The following is a 20,043-nucleotide window of genomic DNA, read 5'->3' as shown; positions in this document are numbered from 1 at the left end:
CCATGCAGTCGACGCCGGCACAGTCAGCGGACCAGCCCGTCATATCCCTGCGCGGGGCCACGGCCTCGCTCGGCTCGCGCCCCGTGCTGCGCGGGGTCGACCTCAGCGTCCACCGCGGTGAGGTCGTCGCCCTGCTCGGCGCCAACGGCTCCGGCAAGTCCACGGCCGTGCGCGCCGTGGTCGGCCAGGTCCCGCTGACCGCCGGCGAGCTGTCCCTCTTCGGCACCGACTTCAAGCGCTTCCGCGCGTGGTCGCGCATCGGATACGTCCCGCAGCGCACCACGGCGGCCAGCGGGGTCCCCGCCACCGTCCGCGAGGTCGTCTCCGCCGGCCGGCTCGCCCGCTCCCGCTTCGGGATCCTGCGCAAGGCCGACAAGGCGGCGGTCGAGCGCGCGCTGGCCCTGCTCGGCATGGAGCAGTACGCCTCCTCCTCGGTCAACGCCCTCTCCGGCGGCCAGCACCAGCGGGTGCTCATAGCCCGGGCGCTCGCCGTCGAACCCGAACTGCTGATCATGGACGAGCCGATGGCGGGCGTGGACCTCGCCAACCAGGAGGTCCTGGCGACCGCCCTGCGCGAGCAGAAGGCCCTCGGCACCACCCTCCTCCTCGTCCTGCACGAGCTGGGCCCGCTGGAGCCCCTGATCGACCGGGCCGTCGTCCTGCGCGACGGCTGCGTGGTCCACGACGGGCCGCCCCCGGAGGCCGTGGGCCAGCACGCGCTGCCCGGCCACGACCACGTACACCCCCACGCGGCGCACGACGCCGAGCCCCTGCGGACGGGACTGCTGAGCTGATGGACCTCCTCGAATACGCCTTCATGCAGCGGGCCCTCATCGCGGCCGCCATCGTCGGCCTCACGGCGCCCGCGATCGGCACGTACCTCGTCCAGCGCCGCCAGGCGGTCATGGGCGACGGCATCGGCCACGTGGCCACCACCGGTGTCGGCCTCGGCTTCCTGCTCAACACCAGCCCGGTGTGGATGGCCTCCCTCGTCGCCGTCGTCGGTGCGGTGGGCATGGAGCACATCCGCTCCCGCGGGAAGACCAGCGGCGACATCGCGCTCGCCATGCTCTTCTACGGCGGCCTGGCCGGCGGCGTCATGATCATCAACATGGCCGGCGGTTCCACCGCCACGCTGAGCAGCTACCTCTTCGGCGGCATCACCACCGTCGCGCCGGAGGACGTCTGGGCCGCGGTGATCCTCGCCGTCTTCGTGCTCGCCGTCACCGTCGGACTGCGCCGCCAGCTGTTCGCCATCAGCCAGGACGAGGAATTCGCCCGGGTCACCGGCATGCCGGTGCGCGCGCTGAACCTCCTGATGGCCGTCACGGCCGCCCTCACCGTCACGGTGGCGATGCGGATCGTGGGCCTGCTGCTGGTCAGCGCCATGATGGTGATCCCCGTCGCGGCCGCCCAGCGGGTCACCCGCGGCTTCGCCGCGACGCTGTCCCTGGCCATGCTGATCGGCGTGCTGGTCTCCCTCAGCGGCGTGACCGCCACGTACTACCTCGACGCGCCCTCCGGCGCGGCGATCGTGCTGCTCGCCATCGCCGTCTTCGTCGTGATGACGGCCGTGTCGGCGCCTCTGGCCAGGCGCCGGGCGAAGACGGCCCGCGCCGCCACCGAAGAGGTCTGCACGAGGGACGATGTGAAGGTCTAGAAATGTCGGCCGCCTGGCACAATGGGCCGAGGCCGATACGAGGAGGAACCGGTGGCGACTGCGCCTGGCGAGATGAATACCGCGCCAGTACGAGGACGATCCACCCGGCAGCGGGCCGCGGTCGCGGCGGCGCTGGACGAGGTGGACGAGTTCCGCAGCGCCCAGGAACTCCACGACATGCTCAAGCACCGTGGCGACTCCGTGGGCCTGACCACCGTCTACCGCACCCTCCAGTCGCTCGCGGACGCCGGTGAGGTCGACGTCCTGCGCACCAGCGACGGCGAGTCCGTCTACCGCCGCTGCTCCACCGGCGATCACCACCACCACCTGGTGTGCCGCAAGTGCGGCAAGGCGGTCGAGGTGGAGGGTCCGGCCGTGGAGAAGTGGGCGGAGTCCATCGCGGCCGAGCACGGCTACGTGAACGTGGCGCACACGGTGGAGATCTTCGGCACCTGCGCCGACTGCGCCGCCGCGGGCTGACCGACCCGCCCGCCCCGGGCGCGGCCCACGGCCCCCGGCCGCTAGAGCCTGCGCAGGTGCGTGTCCAGCAGCGCCCGCAGCCCGTCGACGTCGGCCGGTGCCTGGATCCCCCGCTTGGGCAGGACCGTCATGGCCACCGCCCGCTTGTCGTCGCTCAGCATGACGAACGCGTCGGCCGTCTCCACGTACCTCGGCTGCGCGGCCCAGCCGACGCGCACCTCGCAGGACGCCGCCGTCAGCAGGGCTCCCGAGCCGTCGATGACGGCCCGGGTCTCCCCCGACTTCTCCAGCAGGCCGCGGAAGGCCCGTGCCTGGAGCCGCGGACCGAACAGGGTGATCACCCACAACAGCACGCCGGCGGCCACCAGGCCCAGCGGCGCCCCGGTGACGGTCCCGTCGGTCACCGTCACCAGCAGGCCGACGCCGATTCCGAAGGTCCCGGCGGCGGGAAACGCCCATCGCCTGCGCCGCCCCGCGGCCGTGTGCGCGTCCCGGGCGCGGAGCGCCTGGGCCATGTCCGCCGTGGTGGCCCGGTAGACGAGCTCGACCGTCCGCCCGTCCCGCCGAACCGCCTGGTCATTCGTGTTCATGACAGCGGACCCTACCGGCGGGGCGGGTGCCGGCGATCACGCCCCCGGTCAGGCAGAGGTGCCCGGCTCCGGCTGGTTCGGGACGGCGCCGCCGAAGCGGCGGTCGCGCTGCGCGTACTCCAGGCAGGCCGCCCACAGGTTGCGGCGGTCGAAGTCCGGCCACAGGACGTCCTGGAAGACCATCTCGGCGTACGCGCTCTGCCAGAGCAGGTAGTTGGACGTGCGCTGCTCGCCGCTGGGGCGCAGGAAGAGGTCCACGTCCGGCATGTCCGGGTAGTACATGTACTTCGCGACGGTCTTCTCGTTCACCTTCGACGGGTCCAGCCTGCCCGCCGCGACATCGCGGGCGATGGCCTGCGCCGCGTCCGCGATCTCCGCGCGGCCGCCGTAGTTGACGCAGAAGTACAGGGTCATGGCGTCGTTGTCGATGGTCTGCTCCTGGGCGATCTGGAGCTCCTGGACGACCGACTTCCACATCTTCGGCATCCGGCCGACCCAGCGGATGCGGATGCCCAGCTCGTTCATCTCGTCGCGGCGGCGCCGGATGACGTCGCGGTTGAAGTTCATCAGGAAGCGGACCTCGTCGGGCGAGCGCTTCCAGTTCTCCGTCGAGAAGGCGTACAGGGAGAGGTTCTTGACGCCCATCTCCAGGCACCCCTTGAGCACGTCGAGCACGACGCCCTCGCCGACCTTGTGACCCTCGGTGCGCGGCAGACCGCGCTCCTTGGCCCAGCGGCCGTTGCCGTCCATGACGACCGCGACGTGGTTCGGGACCAGCTCACCGGGGATCTTCGGCGGGACCGCGCCGGAGGGGTGCGGCTCGGGAACCTTGTACTCGCGGCGAGAGCGCCCCAGAATCCCGCGTCGTGCCATGTGTCCAGCTCCTATTTCTCGACGTATCGCAGGGAGCGTAGCCCGCGCTCCAGATGCCAGTGCAAATAGGCGGAGACCAGCCCGCTGCCCTCCCGCACATGACGCGCCTCACACCCGTCGGCATGCCCCCAGTCGCCCGTCAGCAGGGCGCTGAGCAGGGCGATGGCCTCCGACGAGGGTACGACGCTGCCGGGCACCCGGCAGTCCCCGCATATGACCCCGCCCGCGGCGACGGAGAAGTGCCGGTTGGGGCCGTGGATGCCGCACTTCGCGCAGTCCTCGAAGCTGGGCGCGTAGCCGTTGACGGCGAGGGAGCGCAGCAGGAAGGCGTCGAGGATCAGGTGGGGCTCGTGCTCGCCCCGCGAGAGGGTGCGCAGGGCTCCGACGAGCAGCAGGTACTGCTGCACGGCGGGCTCGCCCTCGTTCTCGGTGAACCGCTCGGCCGTCTCCAGCATCGCGGTGCCGGCGGTGTAGCGGGCGTAGTCGGTGACGATGCCGTTGCCGTACGGGGCGATGATCTGGGTCTGGGTGCAGAGCGGGAGGCTGCGGCCGATCAGCTCGCTGCCGCGGGCGAAGAACTGCACGTCGGCGTGGGAGAAAGGTTCCAGCCCCGCGCCGAACTTGGACTTCGTACGCCGGACCCCGCGGGCGACGGCCCGCACCCGGCCGTGTCCGCGGGTCAGCAGCGTGATGATGCGGTCCGCCTCACCCAGCTTCTGGGTGCGCAGCACGATGCCGTCGTCGCGGAACAGACTCATGCGCCCATTGTCCCGTACGCCGCAGACAGCGGGACGCGACGGGCAACGGGCGCGGTGCCCGCCCGGCGGGGGCGATCGGCGTCGGGGTGGCGGGCACAGCGATGGCCCCTCGTCCGGACCCGGTCCCGACGAGGGGCCAGCACCCCTTGGGAGGGTCAGGAGGCCGGGGTCCGGGCTGCTTCGCCCTCACCCGACGGGTCCGGTACGGCTGCTGCGGATTCCGCGTCGTCCGCGGAGTCCGCGGTGTCCGCGGCCGCCGCAACCTGGGCGGGCAGTTCGACCTTGGGTACGTCGTGGGCCCCGTCCTTGGCCAGGCCGTTGAAGATCAGGTTCAGGACGATGGCGGACGTGGCGCCCAGCGTCACACCGCTGTTGAGCAGCGAGGACAGGTCCGGGTCCATGTGCTTGGTGAAGAAGACCGGGACGGTCGCGGGGAGCAGGGCGAAGGCGAGGGAGACGCCGACGATCAGCGCGTTCTTCTCCTCCTTCAGGTCCACCTTGGCCAGGGTCTGGATACCGGCCAGGGCGACCATGGCGAACATGACGGTCGCGGCGCCGCCGAGGACCCCGTGCGGGACGGCGGCGACGATCGCGGCGGCCTTGGGCAGAAGACCGAGGATGATCATGAAGACACCCGCGGCGACGACCACGAACCGGCTCTTCACCTTCGTCATCCGCACCAGGCCCACGTTCTCGGCGAAGGCCACGTACGGGAAGGAGTTGAGGACACCGCCGAGGGCGGTCGCGGCACCGTCGGCGCGCAGGGCGCGGGCCACGGTCTCGCTGTCGACCTCCTTGCCGACGATGTCGCCGACGGCGTAGGTGTCACCGGTCGTCTCGACCATGGTGATCAGCATGACGATGAGCATCAGCACGATCGGGAACCACTCGAACTTCGGCGCACCGAAGTGGAAGGGGGTGGTGATGCCGACCCACGCGGAGTTGCTCACGTCGCCGAACTTCGCGTCTCCGAGGAGGAAGGCGACGGTGGTGCCGACGACCAGGCCGAGCAGGATCGAGATGCTGGAGAGGAACGGCTTGCCGATCTTCATCAGGACGAGGATGAAGAGCATCGTGCCGCCGGCGTAGGCGAAGTTCTTCGGGTCTCCGAAGTCGGGGCTGCCGAGGCCGCCCGCCGCGTCGTTGAGACCGACCGGGATCAGGACGATGCCCAGCACGGTGATCACCGTGCCGGTGACGACCGGTGGGAACAGCCGCATGACGGTCCGGAACGCCTTGGCCGGCAGCCAGGCGAAGGCGAAGGTGGCGATGCCTGCGGTGATCACCGCGCCGTAGATGACCAGGAGGGCGGCGGTGCCGCCTCCGGCGCCGAGACCGATGGCGATCATCGGGGAGACCGCGGTGAAGGTCACGCCCTGGATCAGCGGCAGTCGGGCACCGATCCGGCCTATGCCCAAGGCCTGGATGATCGAGGCGATACCGCAGGTGAAGAGGTCCGCGTTGATCAGGTAGACCAGCTGTTCAGGGCTCAGCTTCAGCGCGTTGCCGACGATGATCGGAACGATCACCGCACCGGCGTAGAAGGCGAGTACGTGCTGGAAGCCGTACAGCGCGAGCTTGGGGACGGGGAGCACCTCGTCGACCGGGTGGGTGCTCTGCTCTCCGTCGGTGGAAAGCCGGGCGGCGACACGTGCCATCTCAGCCTTGCCCTTCAAGGTAGGTAAGTGAGAGGAGATCTGGTTGTCCCTGGTCGCAGTGGGTCGCTAACCCGTTGGTACGCCAGGGTTGTCAGTGCGTTCACGTCGAGGTGAATCGAAGCCGCGCTGTGTTAACGGCGCCGTCTTGTCGTGTGACCGGAATTGAACGCCTGTGGGAGGCCTCACAGGTATCGTCGACTTCGACAAACTGTTGACGTTCAGGCGTGCTCGATCTGGAGGTTTCTCCAGTGGTGCGTACTCGGCGACAGGAGTATGCGCACAGCGGTACGGAGTCCGGCCTTCCCGCCGCGCGACCGCGAAGCGCACCTGCCGTGACGTGCGGGTACGGCGTTTGCGGCGCTCCCGACGGGCAAACCCGAAGGTGCTGTTCCGGCCGTCCGACTGGTGGACACGCCGGGCACGGAGGGATCGCCTCCGGCCTTCACACGGCGTTCACGCGTCCCGAAAACGGCCCTGCGAGGCCGGATCGTTACGTCGCGGAAGACCGTTTCGGACGGATCGGGGCCACCGAACGGACACGAAAGGGCCCTGCGCCTCGTCCTCGCGCAGGGCCTCTCACGCCTCTCCACGTCCGGTCCACGCTCACTACGGCGCGCGTACCGCCGACAGCAGCCGGGACACCTCGTCCGTGTCGATCCGCAGCGCCGAGCCGACCGTGGCCAGCACCTCGCGCTCGGCCGGGGTGTACGGGCCGTCCGCGAGCGCGATACGGGCCCCCTGGAGCAGGATCGATTCACGGCCCGGGCCGGCCAGGTGCGGAGCCAGCGGCTCCAGGGCCTCGTGCAGCTCTATCGACAGCGCCGCCCCGCAGCACTCCGGGACGTCGTACAGCCCGAGCCGGCCCTCGTCCGTGGACAGCGCCTCCACGAGGGACTCCAGCTGCTCCTCGGTGCAGTCCTGGAAGCCCGCGGCCCGTACGGCGCCCACCGCGGCCTCCAGCGCGCTGCGGGAGGCCGTCCCGCCCGCGGTGAGCACGGCCAGCGCCACGGTGTGCACGGCGTCGCGCAGCAGGGCGGTGAAGCGGGTCGTGGTGAGGTGGTCCAGGACGTCGGTGTCGAAGCGGGCCCGGCAGGCCTGGCACTCGATGACGGGCCCGTCCTGCCCGCGGGGCAGCAGCGGCACCCCGAGAACGGTGAACCGGCGTCGTCCGGTGCGCCGGCGGTAGTTGCGGTCGCCACCGCAGGCGGGGCAGAAGAACTCCCCGTCGCCCACGGTGCTCCAGGTGGTACGGGTGCCCCAGACCGTCAGCTTCCGGCCGTCCCCACCCCGAACTGGCAGCACGTCGCACCTCCGTAACCTTCCGGCAACATCGCCGGGTGGGCGTGATGTTAGCCACATCGATGAGGATGCGTCAGTCGTGTGACAAGACAACATGTGCCGGACGGTGGACTTGGCCGGTCTGCGCCCCCGACGTCCCCCCGGCCCCGCCCCGCCCGTCCTAGGGTTCGCGGCATGAACGAGAAGTCCTGTCTGGTCACGGGCGCGGCGAGCGGGATCGGCCGGGCCACCGCCCTGCTCCTGGCCCGCTCCGGGGCCCGGGTGACCGCGGCCGACATCAATGGCCCGGGGGTGGAGGCCCTGCGGGGAGAACTGGCCGCCGAGGGGTACGCGATCACCGCGGTCACCGGTGACGTCGCCGATCCGGCGGCCAATCACGCGATGGTGGCCGCCGCGACCCGGGCCTACGGGCGCCTGGACGTCGCCGTGGCGAACGCCGGGGTGCTGCCGCTGTCCGACGTACGGGAGACCAGTCCCGAGGACTGGGACCACGTCATGGCGGTGGACGGCCGCGGCATGTTCCTGACCTGCAAGTACGCCATCGAGGCGATGACCGCGCAGCCGCGGCCCGGCGGGGCTCTGGTCTGCGTGTCCTCGATCTCGGGAGTGGCCGGGCAGGCCCGCCAGGCCGCGTACGGACCCGCGAAGTTCGTGGCGTCGGGGCTGACGAAGCACCTCGCGGTGGAGTGGGCCGCGCGCGGGATCCGGGTCAACGCGGTGGCGCCCGGAACCATCCGTACGGAGCGGGTGATCGCGCTGAAGGACGAGCCGGGCGGGCCGGAGTACCTGGCCGAGATCACCGGGGCGCACCCGATGGGCCGGCTCGGCGAGCCGGAGGAGGTGGCCCGGGTCATCGCCTTCCTGGCCTCCGACGCGGCTTCGTTCGTGACGGGCGCGATCGTGCCGGTGGACGGCGGCTACCTCGCCCGCTGAACGACGGAGCCCCGCCCCCTTCGGCGAGGAAGGGGGCGGGGCTTCACGAAGGAGGAGTCAGCGGCCCGCGCGGTTGACGGCGGAGATGACCGCCTTCAGGGAGGCGCGGGTGGTGTTGGCGTCGATGCCGATGCCCCACAGGACGCGGCCGTCGATCACGCACTCGATGTACGAGGCGGCCACGGCGGAGGCGCCCTCGCTCATGGTGTGCTCGGTGTAGTCCAGCAGGCGGGCGTCGATGCCGATGCCGGCCAGCGCGTCGAAGAAGGCGGAGATCGGGCCGTTGCCGGTGCCGTTCAGGACCGTCTCCACGCCGTCCACGACCGCCTCGACGGTCAGCGTGTCCGTGCCGTCCTTGTCGGTGGCCGTCGAACCGGAGCGCAGCTGGATGCGGCCCCACGGGTTGTCGGGGTTGGGCAGGTACTCGTCGGAGAAGACGTCCCAGATCGCCTTCGGCGTGACCTCGCCGCCCTCGGCGTCGGTCTTGGCCTGGATGATCCGCGAGAACTCGATCTGCATGCGGCGCGGCAGGTCCAGCTTGTGGTCGTTCTTCAGGACGTACGCGATGCCGCCCTTGCCGGACTGCGAGTTGACCCGGATGACCGCCTCGTAGGAGCGGCCGACGTCCTTCGGGTCGATCGGCAGGTACGGGACCGCCCACTCGATGTCGTCGACCGTCTTGCCCTGGGCGGCCGCGTCGGCCTCCATGGCGTCGAAGCCCTTCTTGATGGCGTCCTGGTGGGAGCCGGAGAAGGCGGTGTAGACCAGGTCGCCCGCGTAGGGGTGGCGCGGGTGGACCTCCATCTGGTTGCAGTACTCGCTGGTGCGGCGGATCTCGTCGATCTGCGAGAAGTCGATCTGCGGGTCGATGCCCTGCGAGAACAGGTTCATGCCCAGGGTGATCAGGTCCACGTTGCCGGTGCGCTCGCCCTGCCCGAACAGGCAGCCCTCGATGCGGTCGGCGCCGGCCATCAGGGCCAGCTCGGCGGCGGCGACGGCGGTGCCGCGGTCGTTGTGCGGGTGGACGGAGATGCAGATGTGCTCGCGCCGGGTCAGGTTTCGGGCCATCCACTCGAAGCGGTCCGCGTGCGTGGACGGCGTCGAGCGCTCCACGGTGGCGGGCAGGTTCAGGATGATCTCGCGGCCCTCGGACGGCTGCCAGACGTCACAGACGGCCTCGCAGACCTCCAGGGCGAAGTCCAGCTCGGTGTCGGTGAAGATCTCCGGGCTGTACTGGTAGCCGAAGGTGGTCTCCGGGCCCAGCAGCTTCTCGGCGTACTCCATGACCAGGCGGGTGCCGTCGACGGCGATCTGCTTGATCTGCTCCTTGGAGCCGCGGAAGACGACCCGGCGGAAGGTCGGGGCGGTCGCGTTGTACAGGTGCACGGTGGCGCGCTTGGCGCCGGCCAGGGACTCCACGGTCCGCTCGATCAGGTCCTCGCGGGCCTGGGTCAGTACGGAGATGGTGACGTCGTCCGGGATCGCGCCCTCTTCGATGATGGAGCGCACGAAGGCGAAGTCGGTCTCGCCGGAGGAGGGGAAGCCGACCTCGATCTCCTTGTAGCCCATGCGCACCAGCAGGTCGAACATCTCGCGCTTGCGGGCGGGGGTCATCGGGTCGATCAGCGACTGGTTGCCGTCGCGCAGGTCGGTGGAGAGCCAGCGGGGAGCCTTGGTGACGCGGGCGTCCGGCCAGGTGCGGTCCGGGATGTCCACCTGCTCGTACTGTCCGTACTTGTGGATCGGCATCCCGGTGGACTGCTGGGTGTGGGTCGCGTTCGTGATGGGCGTGGGGCGACCGACAAAAGGCTGCTGGCTCATGGCGTTGGGCTCCTCGCGTGTCCGCGTGTAGTTCGCTGGGACGGCCGACGGCGGTAGTGAAAACCGCAACACCAAACTCCGCGGGGAGGGGGTCGGCCTACGACTACAGACCCTCGCCGCGGCAGCTAAGGAGAAGCAGCCCGAAACGCATGATGGACCGAGCCTAGCCGAGCCGCGCCGTATCGCGAGGACCTGTTTCAGTATGCAAGACCCTGGGGTCCGATTTGCACCAAATGTGAGCTAAACCTCCTTTCGTCCCGTCGAGTCGGGTTGTTCCGTCAATCCGGCGTTACCGCTTTCAGACAAGTGAATGAATCATGGTCGCAGCTAGTGACAGCGTCATGACCCACTGCCACATTGCCGGGCATGGATGCCTCCCACGCTCACCGCCATCACCCCGTCTTCTGCACGGTCGTACCGCCGCACCTCCTCGACAAGGCCGCCCGGTCCGCGGACGCCCGCCGCGCCGACCTCGCCCAGCGCACCCTCGAACGCGACTCCCTCCTGCGCACCAGGCGCCGGGTCACGGCCGTGCGCGGGATCGTCCCCACCCTCGCCGCGCCGGCGTCCGACGAACCGGACCGGACGATCTACGACGCCCAGCACCGCACCCGGCTGCCCGGCAGGAAGGTCCGCGGCGAGGGCGACCCGCTGAGCAAGGACGCCACCGTCAACCGCGCCCACGCCGGGCTCGGGGCCACGTACGACCTGTTCCTGAAGGGCTTCGGGCGGCGCTCGATCGACGACTCCGGGCTCGCGCTGGACGCGACCGTCCACTACGGCGAGGAGTACAACAACGCCTTCTGGGACGGCCAGCAGATGGTCTTCGGCGACGGGGACGGGGACCTCTTCCTCGACTTCACCGTGTCGGTGGACGTCATCGGGCACGAGCTGACCCACGGGGTCACCCAGTACACGGCGAACCTGACCTACCACGGGCAGTCAGGCGCCCTGAACGAGTCGATGTCGGACGTCTTCGGCTCGCTGATCAAGCAGTACTCGCTGGAACAGACGGCCGAGCAGGCCGACTGGCTCATCGGCGCCGGGCTCCTCGGCCCCAACGTCACCGGGGTCGCGCTGCGCTCCATGAAGGCGCCCGGCACCGCGTACGACGACGACGAGCTCGGCAAGGACCCGCAGCCGGCCACGATGGACGACTACGTGAACACGCACAGCGACAACGGCGGGGTCCACATCAACTCGGGCATCCCCAACCACGCCTTCTACATCGCGGCGACCGAGCTGGGCGGCAAGGCCTGGGAGCGGGCCGGGCAGATCTGGTACGACACCCTGACCGGCGGGGAGCTCGCCGAGAACGCGGACTTCGCCGACTTCGCCCGGCTCTCGACGGCGGCGGCCGTGACCCGGTACGGGGACGGCGGCGCCGAGCACCAGGCGCTCCAGAAGGCATGGTCCGCGGTGGGCGTCCCGCTCGTCGGGTAGAGGGCTCCCATGCGGATTCAGGTGATACGGACGGGCGGCTTCGCGGGCATCGAGCGCCGGGCCGAGGTGGACACCACGGGCCGGCCGGACGAGGTCGAGTGGCAGGCCCTGGCCCGGCTCGCACTGCGGCCCGGTCCGCCGGGCCACCCGGCCGACCGGGTACGGGACGGCTTCTCGTACCGGATCACGGTGGACGGGCGGACGGTGGCCTGCGCGGAGCCGAACCTCTCGGAGGCCCAGCGGACGCTGATCTCAAGGGTCTTGAAGGAGGGCGCCTGACGCAGGGTGCCCGACGCAGGGTGCCCGGAAAGAAGGTGCCCGGGCGGCGCCGCTTTGTTTGGATGGCCGGATGACCGACCACATGATCGAATCAACGCTGTCCGAGCTGGAGCGGTACTACGACACGGTGCCGCGAGTGGGCGGGGCCCGCGCCGAGGACTTCGGCGCGCTGACCCTGTTCGTCCAGGAGGGCGCGGGCTGGCCGTACTACGCGCGGCCCGCGCTCGGCGGCCCCGAGGCGACCCCGGCCGACGTGCAACGGGTCCTGGAGCGCCAGCGGGAGCTGAAGGTGCCCGAGGCCTTCGAGTGGGTGGCCGAAACCAGCCCCTCGCTGCGGACCGCGGTGGAGGCGGCGGGACTCCATGTCCACGCGCACCCGCTCATGGTGCTGGACCCCTCGGCCGAAGCCCTCCCCCCGCATCCGGACGTGCGTCTGCTCGGCGCGGACGACCCGCTGCTGACCGCCGCGGTGACGGTCCCGGCGCTGGCCTTCGGGTCCCCGGGCACGGCGGTGGGCGAAGCCGGACCCGCGGAACTGGCGGCGGCGATGGCGGAGCCCTCGGCCGAGGAGGGCCGGGCCCGGGTGTCCGGAAAGCTGGCGGCGGGCACTTCGGCCATGGCCGCGGCCGTACGGGACGGCGTCGTCCTCTGCTCCGGCATGCACAACCCGGTCGGGGACGTCGCGGAGGTCGTGGGCGTCGGCACCCTCCCGTCGGCCCGCCGTCAGGGCCTGGCCCTCGGGGTGACGGCCGCGCTCGTCGCGGAGGCCCTGGCGCGCGGGGCCCGTACGGTCTTCCTCTCGGCCGGCGACGAGGACGTGGCCCGCGTCTACGCCCGCATCGGCTTCCGCCGGGTGGCCACGGCCCTGATCGCCGAACCGCAGGAGTGAGGTGCTCCCTGTTTGCCGGAACGGCAACAGGGTTTGCCCGTACGGGCGGGTCGGGCGGAGCATCGGCCGTACCGGCACCCGTACTGGAAGAGGGACCCATGACCGAGCACACGCACACGCACGCCCACTCCCACGACTACCCCGTGGACGGGCCCCCGGCGGGCGAGGAGTTCTGGAACGGCCGCTACGGCGAGAGCGACCGGATCTGGAGCGGCGAGGCCAACGCCATGCTGGTGCGCGAGGTGTCCGGCCTCGCCCCGGGGCGGGCCCTGGACCTCGGCTGCGGGGAGGGCGGCGACGCCGTCTGGCTGGCCCGCCGGGGGTGGACCGTCACCGGGACCGACATCTCCGGGGTCGCCCTCGGCCGGGCGGCCGAGCACGCGGCGGACGCCGGGGTCGCGGACCGGATCTCCTTCGCACGGCACGACCTGACGGAGGCCTTCCCGGAGGGGGAGTTCGACCTCGTCTCGGCGTGCTTCCTGCACAACTACGGGGACTTCCCCCGTGATGCCGTCCTGCGCACGGCCGCCGCGGCCGTGGCCCCCGGCGGCACCCTGCTGGTGGTGGGCCACGCGGGCTGGGCACCGTGGCAGGAGGAGCGTGAGGAGGCGCACTTCCCCACTCCCGAGGAGGTCCTCGCGCAGCTGGAGCCGGTCACGGCGGGCTGGGAGGTGCTGCGGGCCGAGGAGACCGAGCGGGTCCAGGCGCAGCCCGACGGTACGCCGGGCACCCGCACGGACAACGTGGTGCGGGTGCGCAGGCCCGCGTAGCCGCACGGACGACGACGCACAAACAGCGACGCACGGACGCGGTCCCCCGGGTGGGGGCCGCGTCCGTGCGTCGTCGTCGTGTCGTTCGCCCCGCGCCTCAGAAACCGAGCTTGCGCAGCTGCTTGGGGTCCCGCTGCCAGTCCTTGGCGACCTTCACGTGCAGGTCGAGGAAGACCGGGGTGCCGAGCAGCGCCTCGATGTGCTTGCGCGACTTCATCCCGACCTCCTTCAGCCGGGAGCCCTTCGGGCCGATGATGATGCCCTTCTGGCTCGGCCGCTCGATGTAGACGTTGGCGTGGATGTCGAGCAGCGGGCGGTCCGCCGGACGGTTCTCGCGCGGGATCATCTCCTCGACGACCACGGCGATGGAGTGCGGGAGCTCGTCCCGTACGCCCTCCAGCGCGGCCTCGCGGATCAGCTCCGCGACCATGACCATCTCGGGCTCGTCGGTGAGGTCGCCCTCCGGGTACAGGGGCGGGCTCTCCGGCAGCAGCGGGGCGATCAGGTCGGCCAGCAGCTGGACCTGGGTGTCCCCGACGGCCGAGACGGGAACGATCTCGGTCCACTCGAAGCCGAGCTCGGCACCGAGCTGGTGCACGGCGAGGAGCTGCTCGGCCAGCTGCTTGGACTCGACCAGGTCGGTCTTGGTGATGATGGCGATCTTGGGGGTCTTCTTGATCCCCGCCAGCTCCTTGGCGATGAACTTGTCGCCGGGGCCGAGCTTCTGGTCGGCCGGCAGGCAGAAGCCGATCACGTCGACCTCGGCCCAGGTGGTCCGCACGACATCGTTCAGGCGCTCGCCGAGCAGGGTGCGCGGCTTGTGCAGGCCGGGCGTGTCGACGAGGACGAGCTGGGCGTCGGGGCGGTGCACGATGCCGCGGACGGTGTGGCGGGTGGTCTGCGGCCGGTTGGAGGTGATCGCGACCTTGGTGCCCACGAGTGCGTTGGTGAGGGTCGACTTCCCCGCGTTGGGGCGGCCGACGAAGCAGGCGAAACCCGCACGGTGCGGGGCGGTGGACTCGGGGGAACGATCGCTCATACGGGCCATTCTCCCCGATGCGGCTCGCAGCGCCGACCAGATCGCCGCGGCGAGGGCCGGCACGGCCGTGAGCGAGGGGTACTCGGCGAGGTCCGCACGGCCCTGAGCTGTGGTTCCGTCGGCCCGGGCGCGCACCGTGACCTCGGCCCATTCCGCTCTGGGCGCGCCCTCCCAACGGGCGCCGATCCGTACTTCCTGACCCGGCAGCAGCTCTGCGGGCAGCCCGCCGGTCTCACCTCCGAGGAGCCGGCGGCCGAGAACTCCGGTGGCGGTGAGGGTGACACGGGGGCGGAGGGTGACATTGCCGATGTTGTGGAGCGTGTACGAGATGTCCGCGCCGGAGCCGCGACGCTGCACGGTGACCCCCCGGACGGTGAGGGCGGGCGCGGTGGGGCCGGTCACCCGCAGGTACAGCCGGGCGGCGACGGCCCGCTGTACGCCGATCCCGCCGCCGGTCGTGGCCGCGGCGGGGCGCTCCTCCAGGGCCACGACGGCGCCGGGGTGGTCCCCCGGTTCCGCCCGGTCGGGGACGGTGACGGTGAAGCCGACGGCGACCGAGCCCCCGGCCGGTACGGTCACCCGCTCCCGGTCGAGCTTCGCCCACGCGGCGGCGGCCCGCCGCGGCTCGTCGGGCCCGCGCACGGCGAATCCGCCGTCGCGGGCGGTGTTGTGGGCGTCGGCGGCGTAGAGCCGGAAGGTGCGCGGCCGGTCGGTGCGGTTGGTGACGGTGACGGCGTCGGCCACGGCCTGGCCGGGCGCGGCGGCGAGGTAGAAGCAGGGCCGCTGCCCGACGCCGGTCGCGACGGGCAGCACGGACCACTGCCCGTCGTCCGCGGCGGCCGTCCCGCCGAGCCCGCCGAGCATCACCAACGCCGCCCCTCCTGCGGCTGCCGCTGCGCGGAGCCATCCCCTACCCGCCCATCCGCCGTTCCCCGGGCTCTGCCCGGACCCGGTCCCCAAACGCCGGACGGGCTGAATATCAGCCCCGCCGGCGTTTGAGGCGCGGGGTCTGGGGCGGAGCACCAGGAAACGGAGAAAGGGCGGGGCGGGGACAGCTCCGCGCAGCAGCAGTCGCAGACGGCCCGTCACGACAGGGTCAGGGTCAGGACCGCCGTGTACGCACCCGGCGGGGTGTACGCCGGCACCTGGAGGGTGACCGTGGCATCGATGGTGAAGGTGCCGCCGACCAGGGGCGCGTCGGGGGTGGAGGCGAGGAGCGCGCCGTCGGGGCCGACCACACCCGCACTGCCCGGCGTACAGGCGCTGCGGCTCCCCTCGGCCGCCACGCACCTCGGGGTCCAGGACAGGGAGGCGCCCGGGATGCGGATCCCACCGGGGCCGGTGAAGTCGGTGACCTTGCCGATCAGGGACCAGCCGGCCGGGCCGCCGCGGGCGTCGGTGACGGTGATCGTCCCGATCCGGCCGGGGGCCGCGCCGCCGGCGCCGTAGGGGACGGCGCCCAGGGTGATGTCCTCGCCGGTCTGGGTCAGGCCGAGAGCGCCCGGCTCGACCGTCGCCGTGACCTTCCGGGTACCGGAGGGCGGTGGCGGTGTGATGGAGGGCGGCGGATTGACGGCGATGACGGTGTACGCGGCCGGGCCCGAGCCCTTGCCCGCCGACCAGGCGGCTCCCTCGTAGGCCACCACCGCCGTGGTGGCCCGGTCCGTCACCGGCAGCTCGACCAGGGCCGTGCCCCGCTCGTCGGCGGTGGCGCGGACCCGGTCGGCGGTCTCGGCCGCGCCCGCCCGCCCGGCCACCGTGACGGCCGCGCCCGGCGGGAAGCCCGCGGCGGTGACCTTCACCCGGTCGCCCGGTCCGCCGTGGGCCGCGCCGAGGAAGACGCTGCGCAGGTTGGCCGTGGGCAGTGCGGTCGCGGTCAGGCGTGCGGAGACGGGGGCGGCGGACGTCGTGTCCGCGGCGCAGGTGGTGTCGAGCTCCAGCAGGTGGCTGGTGTGCAGGGTGTAGCTGCCCGGGGCCAGGGTGGTCTCGCCGGGCGCGGTGACGGTGAAGGTGCCGGTCATGGTGACGGCGGGGAGGGGCGCTCCCGCCGGGACGGGGTCGTTGCGCTTGACCCCGACCACGGTGACCTCGCCGCTCTGGGCGCCCGCCAGCAGGATCCGGCCGGTCGGGGTCAGCGTGTCGGCGGGGAGTTCGCCGCCGGCCCCGTTCGGGTCCGGGGGCGCCATGGCAGGGGTGCGGAGCACCTGGTAGGTGACGGTGACGGTGTCGCCGACCTGCGGGGCCGGGTTGTCGACGGTGATCCGGGCGGTGGTCGGCCCGTCCGCGGGCGGGAGGCCGGCCTCCTGGGGCGGCAGGCAGTGCGTGGGGAAGTCCACCTGGCCGGGGGGTGTCTCGCCCTCGGCCGCGGCGGGCGGGCTCAGGGCGCCCCCGGTCGTGGCGGCCAGCACGGCCATGCCGACGGCTGCCGACCATCTCCGCTTCCGCGCCCCTGTTCGCACTGCCCGCCCCCTGGGTTCCCTCGCGCCCGCGCCCTGCGCAGGGGGTCATTCACGAGCGGGGGGCGGGAGAAGTCAATGCACGGCTCCGGCATCAACTGATGGCCCATCAGGAGATGGCAGGGTACCCGCCGGCCCGGTCGCGGCTGCCGCGCGGAAGGTGCGGCGGTAGGCGGTCGGGCTCACCCCCAGCGCCGCCTGCACGTGTTTGCGCAACGACTGGGCCGTCCCGAAACCGCTGTCCCGCGCGACCTGCTCCATCGGCAGCTCCGTCTGCTCCAGCAGCTGACGGGCCCGCTCCACCCGCCGGCCCACGATCCACTGGCCGGGGCTGACGCCCGACTCCTCCCGGAAGCGGCGCGTGAAGGTCCGTACCGACATCGCCTCCTGCCGGGCCAGGTCGGTCAGCCGCAGCGGTTCGTGCAGCCGGTCCAGCACCCACGCGCGGGCCGCCGTGGTGGTGGCGAGCTGCGGCTCCGGCATCGGGCGTGCGATGAACTGCGCCTGCCCGCCCTCGCGGTGGGGCGGTACGACGGTTCGCCGGGCCACCTCGTTGGCGACGGCCGTGCCGTGGTCGCGGCGCACGATGTGCAGGCACAGATCGACTCCGGCGGCGACCCCGGCCGAGGTCAGCACGTCACCGTCGTCGGTGTAGAGCACGTCCGGGTCGACCCGGACCGCCGGGAAGAGCCGCTGGAAGTGCTCGGCCGAGGCCCAGTGGGTGGTGGCGGGACGCCCGTCGAGGAACCCGGCGGCGGCCAGCACGTAGCCGCCCGTACAGATGGAGACGAGCCGGGTGCCGGGCCGAATGTGGGCGAGGGCCGCCGCGAGCTCGTCGGTCAGCCTGCCCTCCTCGTGCACCGGGCCCAGTTCGTACGAGGCCGGCACCACCACCGTGTCGGCCGTGGCCAGCAGCTCGGGGCCGTGCTCGACGTGGATCGCGAAGTCGGCGTCCGTGCGCACCGGCCCGGGGGCGAGCCCGCACGTGAGGATCTCGTACAGCGGCCGCCCGGCCGGGTCCTTCGCCCGCCCGAAGATCCGGTGCGGGATGCCGAGCTCGAAGGGCAGCAACCCGGTGAGCGCGAGGACGACGACCCGATGTGCCTGCTGCGACTCCATGGCCCGATCATAGCGAAGCATGACAGTCAAGCCACTTTCGTACGGTCCCCCGCCGGCCGGAAGCTGTCGGCGTGCCCCAGACAGCCCCCGCCTCCACGGCCCCCGCGCGCGCCCCACGGGAGGCCGCCCGCATCCACCGCGCCTGGTTCGTCGCCGCCGTCGCCTTTGTGACGATCATCGGCGCGGCCGGCTTCGCCTCCCTGCCCGGACTGCTCATCGAGCCGCTGCACGCGGAGTTCGACTGGTCCCGCGGCACGATCGGCCTCGCCGTCTCGGTCAACCTCGCGCTCTACGGGCTCACCGCGCCCTTCGCCGCGGCTCTGATGGACCGCTTCGGCATCCGCCGGGTGGTGGCCGTGGCCCTGCTCGTCATCGCCTGCGGCGCGCTGGCCACGGTGTGGATGACCGCGCCGTGGCAGCTGGTGCTGTGCTGGGGCGTACTGGTCGGGCTGGGCAGCGGCTCGATGGCCCTGGCCTTCGCGGCGACGGTGACCAACCGCTGGTTCACCGCCCGGCGTGGCCTGGTCACCGGTGTCCTGACCGCGGCCGGGGCCTCGGGCCAGCTGGTCTTCCTGCCGCTGCTGGCCTGGCTGGTGGACCACCACGGCTGGCGGCCGGCCACGGTGACGGTCTCCCTGGCAGCGCTGGCCGTCGCCCCCTTCGTGTGGCTGCTGATGCGCGACCACCCGGCGGACGTGGGGCTCGCGCCGTACGGCGGCACCTACGGGCCGAAGCCGGCCCCGACCCCGGGCGCGACCCGGCGTGCGCTGAAGGTACTCCTCGACGCCGCCCGGACCGGCCCCTTCTGGCTGCTGGCGGGCACCTTCGCGATCTGCGGCGCCTCGACGAACGGCCTGGTCAGGACCCACTTCGTGCCCGCCGCCCACGACCACGGCATGCCGGTGACGGCCGCCGCCGGGCTGCTGGCGGTGGTCGGCGTGTTCGACGTGATCGGCACGGTGGCCTCGGGCTGGTTCACGGACCGCTTCGACTCCCGGCGGCTGCTGGCCGTCTACTACGCCCTGCGCGGGATCTCGCTGCTCTTCCTGCCGATCCTGCTGGCGCCGTCGGTCCGGCCACCGCTGGTCTTCTTCATCGTCTTCTACGGCCTGGACTGGGTCGCGACCGTCCCGCCGACGATCGCGCTGTGCCGCGAGCACTACGGGGACGACGGCGCGATCGTCTTCGGCTGGGTCCTGGCCTCGCACCAGCTCGGCGCGGCGGTGGTGGCCTTCCTGGGCGGCCTGGCCCGTGACCTCACCGGCTCGTACGACGTGGTCTGGTACGCGTCGGGCGCGCTGTGCGCGATCGCTGCGCTGCTGGCCATGACCATCCACCGCCGCCACTAGCCTCCGACGGCCCGGCCCGATCCAGCCCCGCCGGCGCTTGAGGGGCGCCCGGGCCGAATCCAGCCTCGCCGGCGTTTGAGGCGCGGGGTCTGGGGCGGCGCCCCGGGAAACCCGGCTCCGCCGGGCACCGGGCTCCGCCCGGACCCGCGCCTCAAACGCCGGCGAGGCTGAATATGGCCCGGCCGAGGCTCGATGGTGCCGCCGGCTAGGCCGACGCGGCCCGGGCGCGCAGGGTCCGTCGCCAGCCCCGCCGGGAGGCTAGCGGCCTGCGGGCGTGGTGGACTTCAGGGTGCCGTCCGGGCCTGCCAGCAGGACCGGGGTGTCCGGGCCACCGAGGTCGCGGACCGCCGCGCGGTCGGCCTCGGCCGGGGTCTCGGCCGTGCTGACGACCGCCGCCGCCTCGAGCGACCGCGCCCCGCTCGCCACGGCCATCGCGACCGCCGTCTGCAGCGCGCTCAGCTTCAGGGAGTCGAGCTCCACCGTCCCGGCGACGTACGTGCGGCCCGTCTCGTCCCGCACCGCCGCCCCCTCGGGCACCGCGTTACGGGCCCGGGCGCTGCGCGCCAGCGTGATGATCTTGCTGTCCTCGGGGTCGATCCCGGTGCTGTCGGTCATGGTCGAAAGCAT

Annotated in this window: 19 protein-coding genes; 9 read left to right on the top strand and 10 right to left on the bottom strand. The window is 72.2% G+C overall.

What is annotated here, in order from left to right:
- Positions 1 to 2 precede the first annotated feature (2 nt).
- From OG373_RS26185 to OG373_RS26175, 3 genes are read left to right on the top strand one after another with little or no spacing between them, the layout of a single operon-like run.
- On the top strand, positions 3 to 794 hold the full coding sequence (locus tag OG373_RS26185; RefSeq protein WP_405440688.1) for a metal ABC transporter ATP-binding protein: 792 nt from the start codon (positions 3 to 5) through the stop codon (positions 792 to 794).
- Positions 794 to 1,660 (top strand): metal ABC transporter permease, encoded by an 867-nt coding sequence (locus tag OG373_RS26180; RefSeq protein WP_397728786.1) that lies wholly within the window; start codon positions 794 to 796, stop codon positions 1,658 to 1,660. Before OG373_RS26185 ends, OG373_RS26180 begins: the two co-directional genes overlap by 1 nt.
- A 51-nt stretch (positions 1,661 to 1,711) precedes the next feature.
- Positions 1,712 to 2,140, top strand: coding sequence for a Fur family transcriptional regulator (locus OG373_RS26175; protein ID WP_078626133.1), 429 nt, complete (start codon positions 1,712 to 1,714; stop codon positions 2,138 to 2,140).
- Positions 2,141 to 2,181: 41 nt separating this feature from the next.
- Here the strand turns inward: OG373_RS26175 and OG373_RS26170 are convergent, their stop codons facing one another.
- The 5 genes from OG373_RS26170 to OG373_RS26150 all read right to left on the bottom strand — a co-directional run bounded on the left by OG373_RS26170 (position 2,182) and on the right by OG373_RS26150 (position 7,321).
- On the bottom strand, positions 2,182 to 2,730 hold the full coding sequence (locus tag OG373_RS26170; RefSeq protein WP_405440686.1) for a YcxB family protein: 549 nt from the start codon (positions 2,728 to 2,730) through the stop codon (positions 2,182 to 2,184).
- A 48-nt stretch (positions 2,731 to 2,778) separates the two neighbouring features.
- Positions 2,779 to 3,603, bottom strand: coding sequence for an isoprenyl transferase (locus tag OG373_RS26165; RefSeq protein ID WP_405440684.1), 825 nt, complete (start codon positions 3,601 to 3,603; stop codon positions 2,779 to 2,781).
- Positions 3,604 to 3,614: 11 nt separating this feature from the next.
- Complete coding sequence (recO, locus tag OG373_RS26160; RefSeq protein WP_405440683.1) at positions 3,615 to 4,361, bottom strand: DNA repair protein RecO; 747 nt, start codon at positions 4,359 to 4,361, stop codon at positions 3,615 to 3,617.
- Between the two features lie 155 nt (positions 4,362 to 4,516).
- Positions 4,517 to 6,019: a nucleobase:cation symporter-2 family protein gene (locus OG373_RS26155; protein WP_405440681.1), complete on the bottom strand. Its 1,503-nt coding sequence runs from the start codon at positions 6,017 to 6,019 to the stop codon at positions 4,517 to 4,519.
- 606 nt (positions 6,020 to 6,625) lie between these two features.
- Positions 6,626 to 7,321 (bottom strand): TerB family tellurite resistance protein, encoded by a 696-nt coding sequence (locus OG373_RS26150; protein ID WP_397728796.1) that lies wholly within the window; start codon positions 7,319 to 7,321, stop codon positions 6,626 to 6,628.
- A 171-nt stretch (positions 7,322 to 7,492) separates the two neighbouring features.
- Between OG373_RS26150 and OG373_RS26145 the strand changes: the two genes are divergently transcribed.
- Positions 7,493 to 8,251, top strand: a complete 759-nt coding sequence (locus OG373_RS26145; RefSeq protein ID WP_405440679.1) for an SDR family NAD(P)-dependent oxidoreductase — start codon at positions 7,493 to 7,495, stop codon at positions 8,249 to 8,251.
- Between the two features lie 57 nt (positions 8,252 to 8,308).
- Here OG373_RS26145 and leuA read toward each other — a convergent pair whose 3' ends face one another.
- A complete protein-coding gene (gene leuA, locus OG373_RS26140; RefSeq protein ID WP_397728800.1) occupies positions 8,309 to 10,072 on the bottom strand; it encodes a 2-isopropylmalate synthase in 1,764 nt (587 codons plus the stop codon).
- 366 nt (positions 10,073 to 10,438) lie between these two features.
- On the opposite strand from leuA, the gene OG373_RS26135 reads away from it, so the two are divergent.
- From OG373_RS26135 to OG373_RS26120, 4 genes are all read left to right on the top strand, one after another.
- Positions 10,439 to 11,515, top strand: a complete 1,077-nt coding sequence (locus tag OG373_RS26135) for a M4 family metallopeptidase (protein ID WP_405440678.1) — start codon at positions 10,439 to 10,441, stop codon at positions 11,513 to 11,515.
- A 9-nt stretch (positions 11,516 to 11,524) separates the two neighbouring features.
- On the top strand, positions 11,525 to 11,794 hold the full coding sequence (locus tag OG373_RS26130; protein WP_397728803.1) for a protealysin inhibitor emfourin: 270 nt from the start codon (positions 11,525 to 11,527) through the stop codon (positions 11,792 to 11,794).
- Between the two features lie 70 nt (positions 11,795 to 11,864).
- Positions 11,865 to 12,683, top strand: coding sequence for a GNAT family N-acetyltransferase (locus OG373_RS26125; RefSeq protein ID WP_405440677.1), 819 nt, complete (start codon positions 11,865 to 11,867; stop codon positions 12,681 to 12,683).
- Positions 12,684 to 12,781: 98 nt separating this feature from the next.
- Positions 12,782 to 13,453, top strand: coding sequence for an SAM-dependent methyltransferase (locus tag OG373_RS26120; RefSeq protein ID WP_405440676.1), 672 nt, complete (start codon positions 12,782 to 12,784; stop codon positions 13,451 to 13,453).
- Between the two features lie 97 nt (positions 13,454 to 13,550).
- Here the strand turns inward: OG373_RS26120 and era are convergent, their stop codons facing one another.
- The 3 genes from era to OG373_RS26105 form a co-directional block, all read right to left on the bottom strand.
- The gene (gene era, locus OG373_RS26115) at positions 13,551 to 14,501 is read right to left on the bottom strand and encodes a GTPase Era (protein ID WP_397729028.1); all 951 of its coding nucleotides are present in this window, start codon (positions 14,499 to 14,501) and stop codon (positions 13,551 to 13,553) included.
- A gap of 1,076 nt (positions 14,502 to 15,577) precedes the next feature.
- The gene (locus tag OG373_RS26110; RefSeq protein WP_405440675.1) at positions 15,578 to 16,906 is read right to left on the bottom strand and encodes a beta-xylosidase; all 1,329 of its coding nucleotides are present in this window, start codon (positions 16,904 to 16,906) and stop codon (positions 15,578 to 15,580) included.
- 117 nt (positions 16,907 to 17,023) lie between these two features.
- Positions 17,024 to 18,067 (bottom strand): GlxA family transcriptional regulator, encoded by a 1,044-nt coding sequence (locus OG373_RS26105; RefSeq protein WP_405440674.1) that lies wholly within the window; start codon positions 18,065 to 18,067, stop codon positions 17,024 to 17,026.
- Between the two features lie 71 nt (positions 18,068 to 18,138).
- On the opposite strand from OG373_RS26105, the gene OG373_RS26100 reads away from it, so the two are divergent.
- Positions 18,139 to 19,416 (top strand): MFS transporter, encoded by a 1,278-nt coding sequence (locus tag OG373_RS26100; RefSeq protein WP_397728811.1) that lies wholly within the window; start codon positions 18,139 to 18,141, stop codon positions 19,414 to 19,416.
- A 258-nt stretch (positions 19,417 to 19,674) separates the two neighbouring features.
- Here OG373_RS26100 and OG373_RS26095 read toward each other — a convergent pair whose 3' ends face one another.
- The gene (locus OG373_RS26095; protein WP_405440673.1) at positions 19,675 to 20,031 is read right to left on the bottom strand and encodes a cytidine deaminase; all 357 of its coding nucleotides are present in this window, start codon (positions 20,029 to 20,031) and stop codon (positions 19,675 to 19,677) included.
- Positions 20,032 to 20,043 lie beyond the last annotated feature (12 nt).

The sequence above is a fragment of the Streptomyces avidinii genome (assembly GCF_045161815.1).
In the GTDB taxonomy this organism is placed as follows: Bacteria; Actinomycetota; Actinomycetes; order Streptomycetales; family Streptomycetaceae; genus Streptomyces; species Streptomyces avidinii.
Note: the sequence above shows the minus strand (reverse complement) of the source record. Positions and strands in the feature narration are given on the sequence as shown.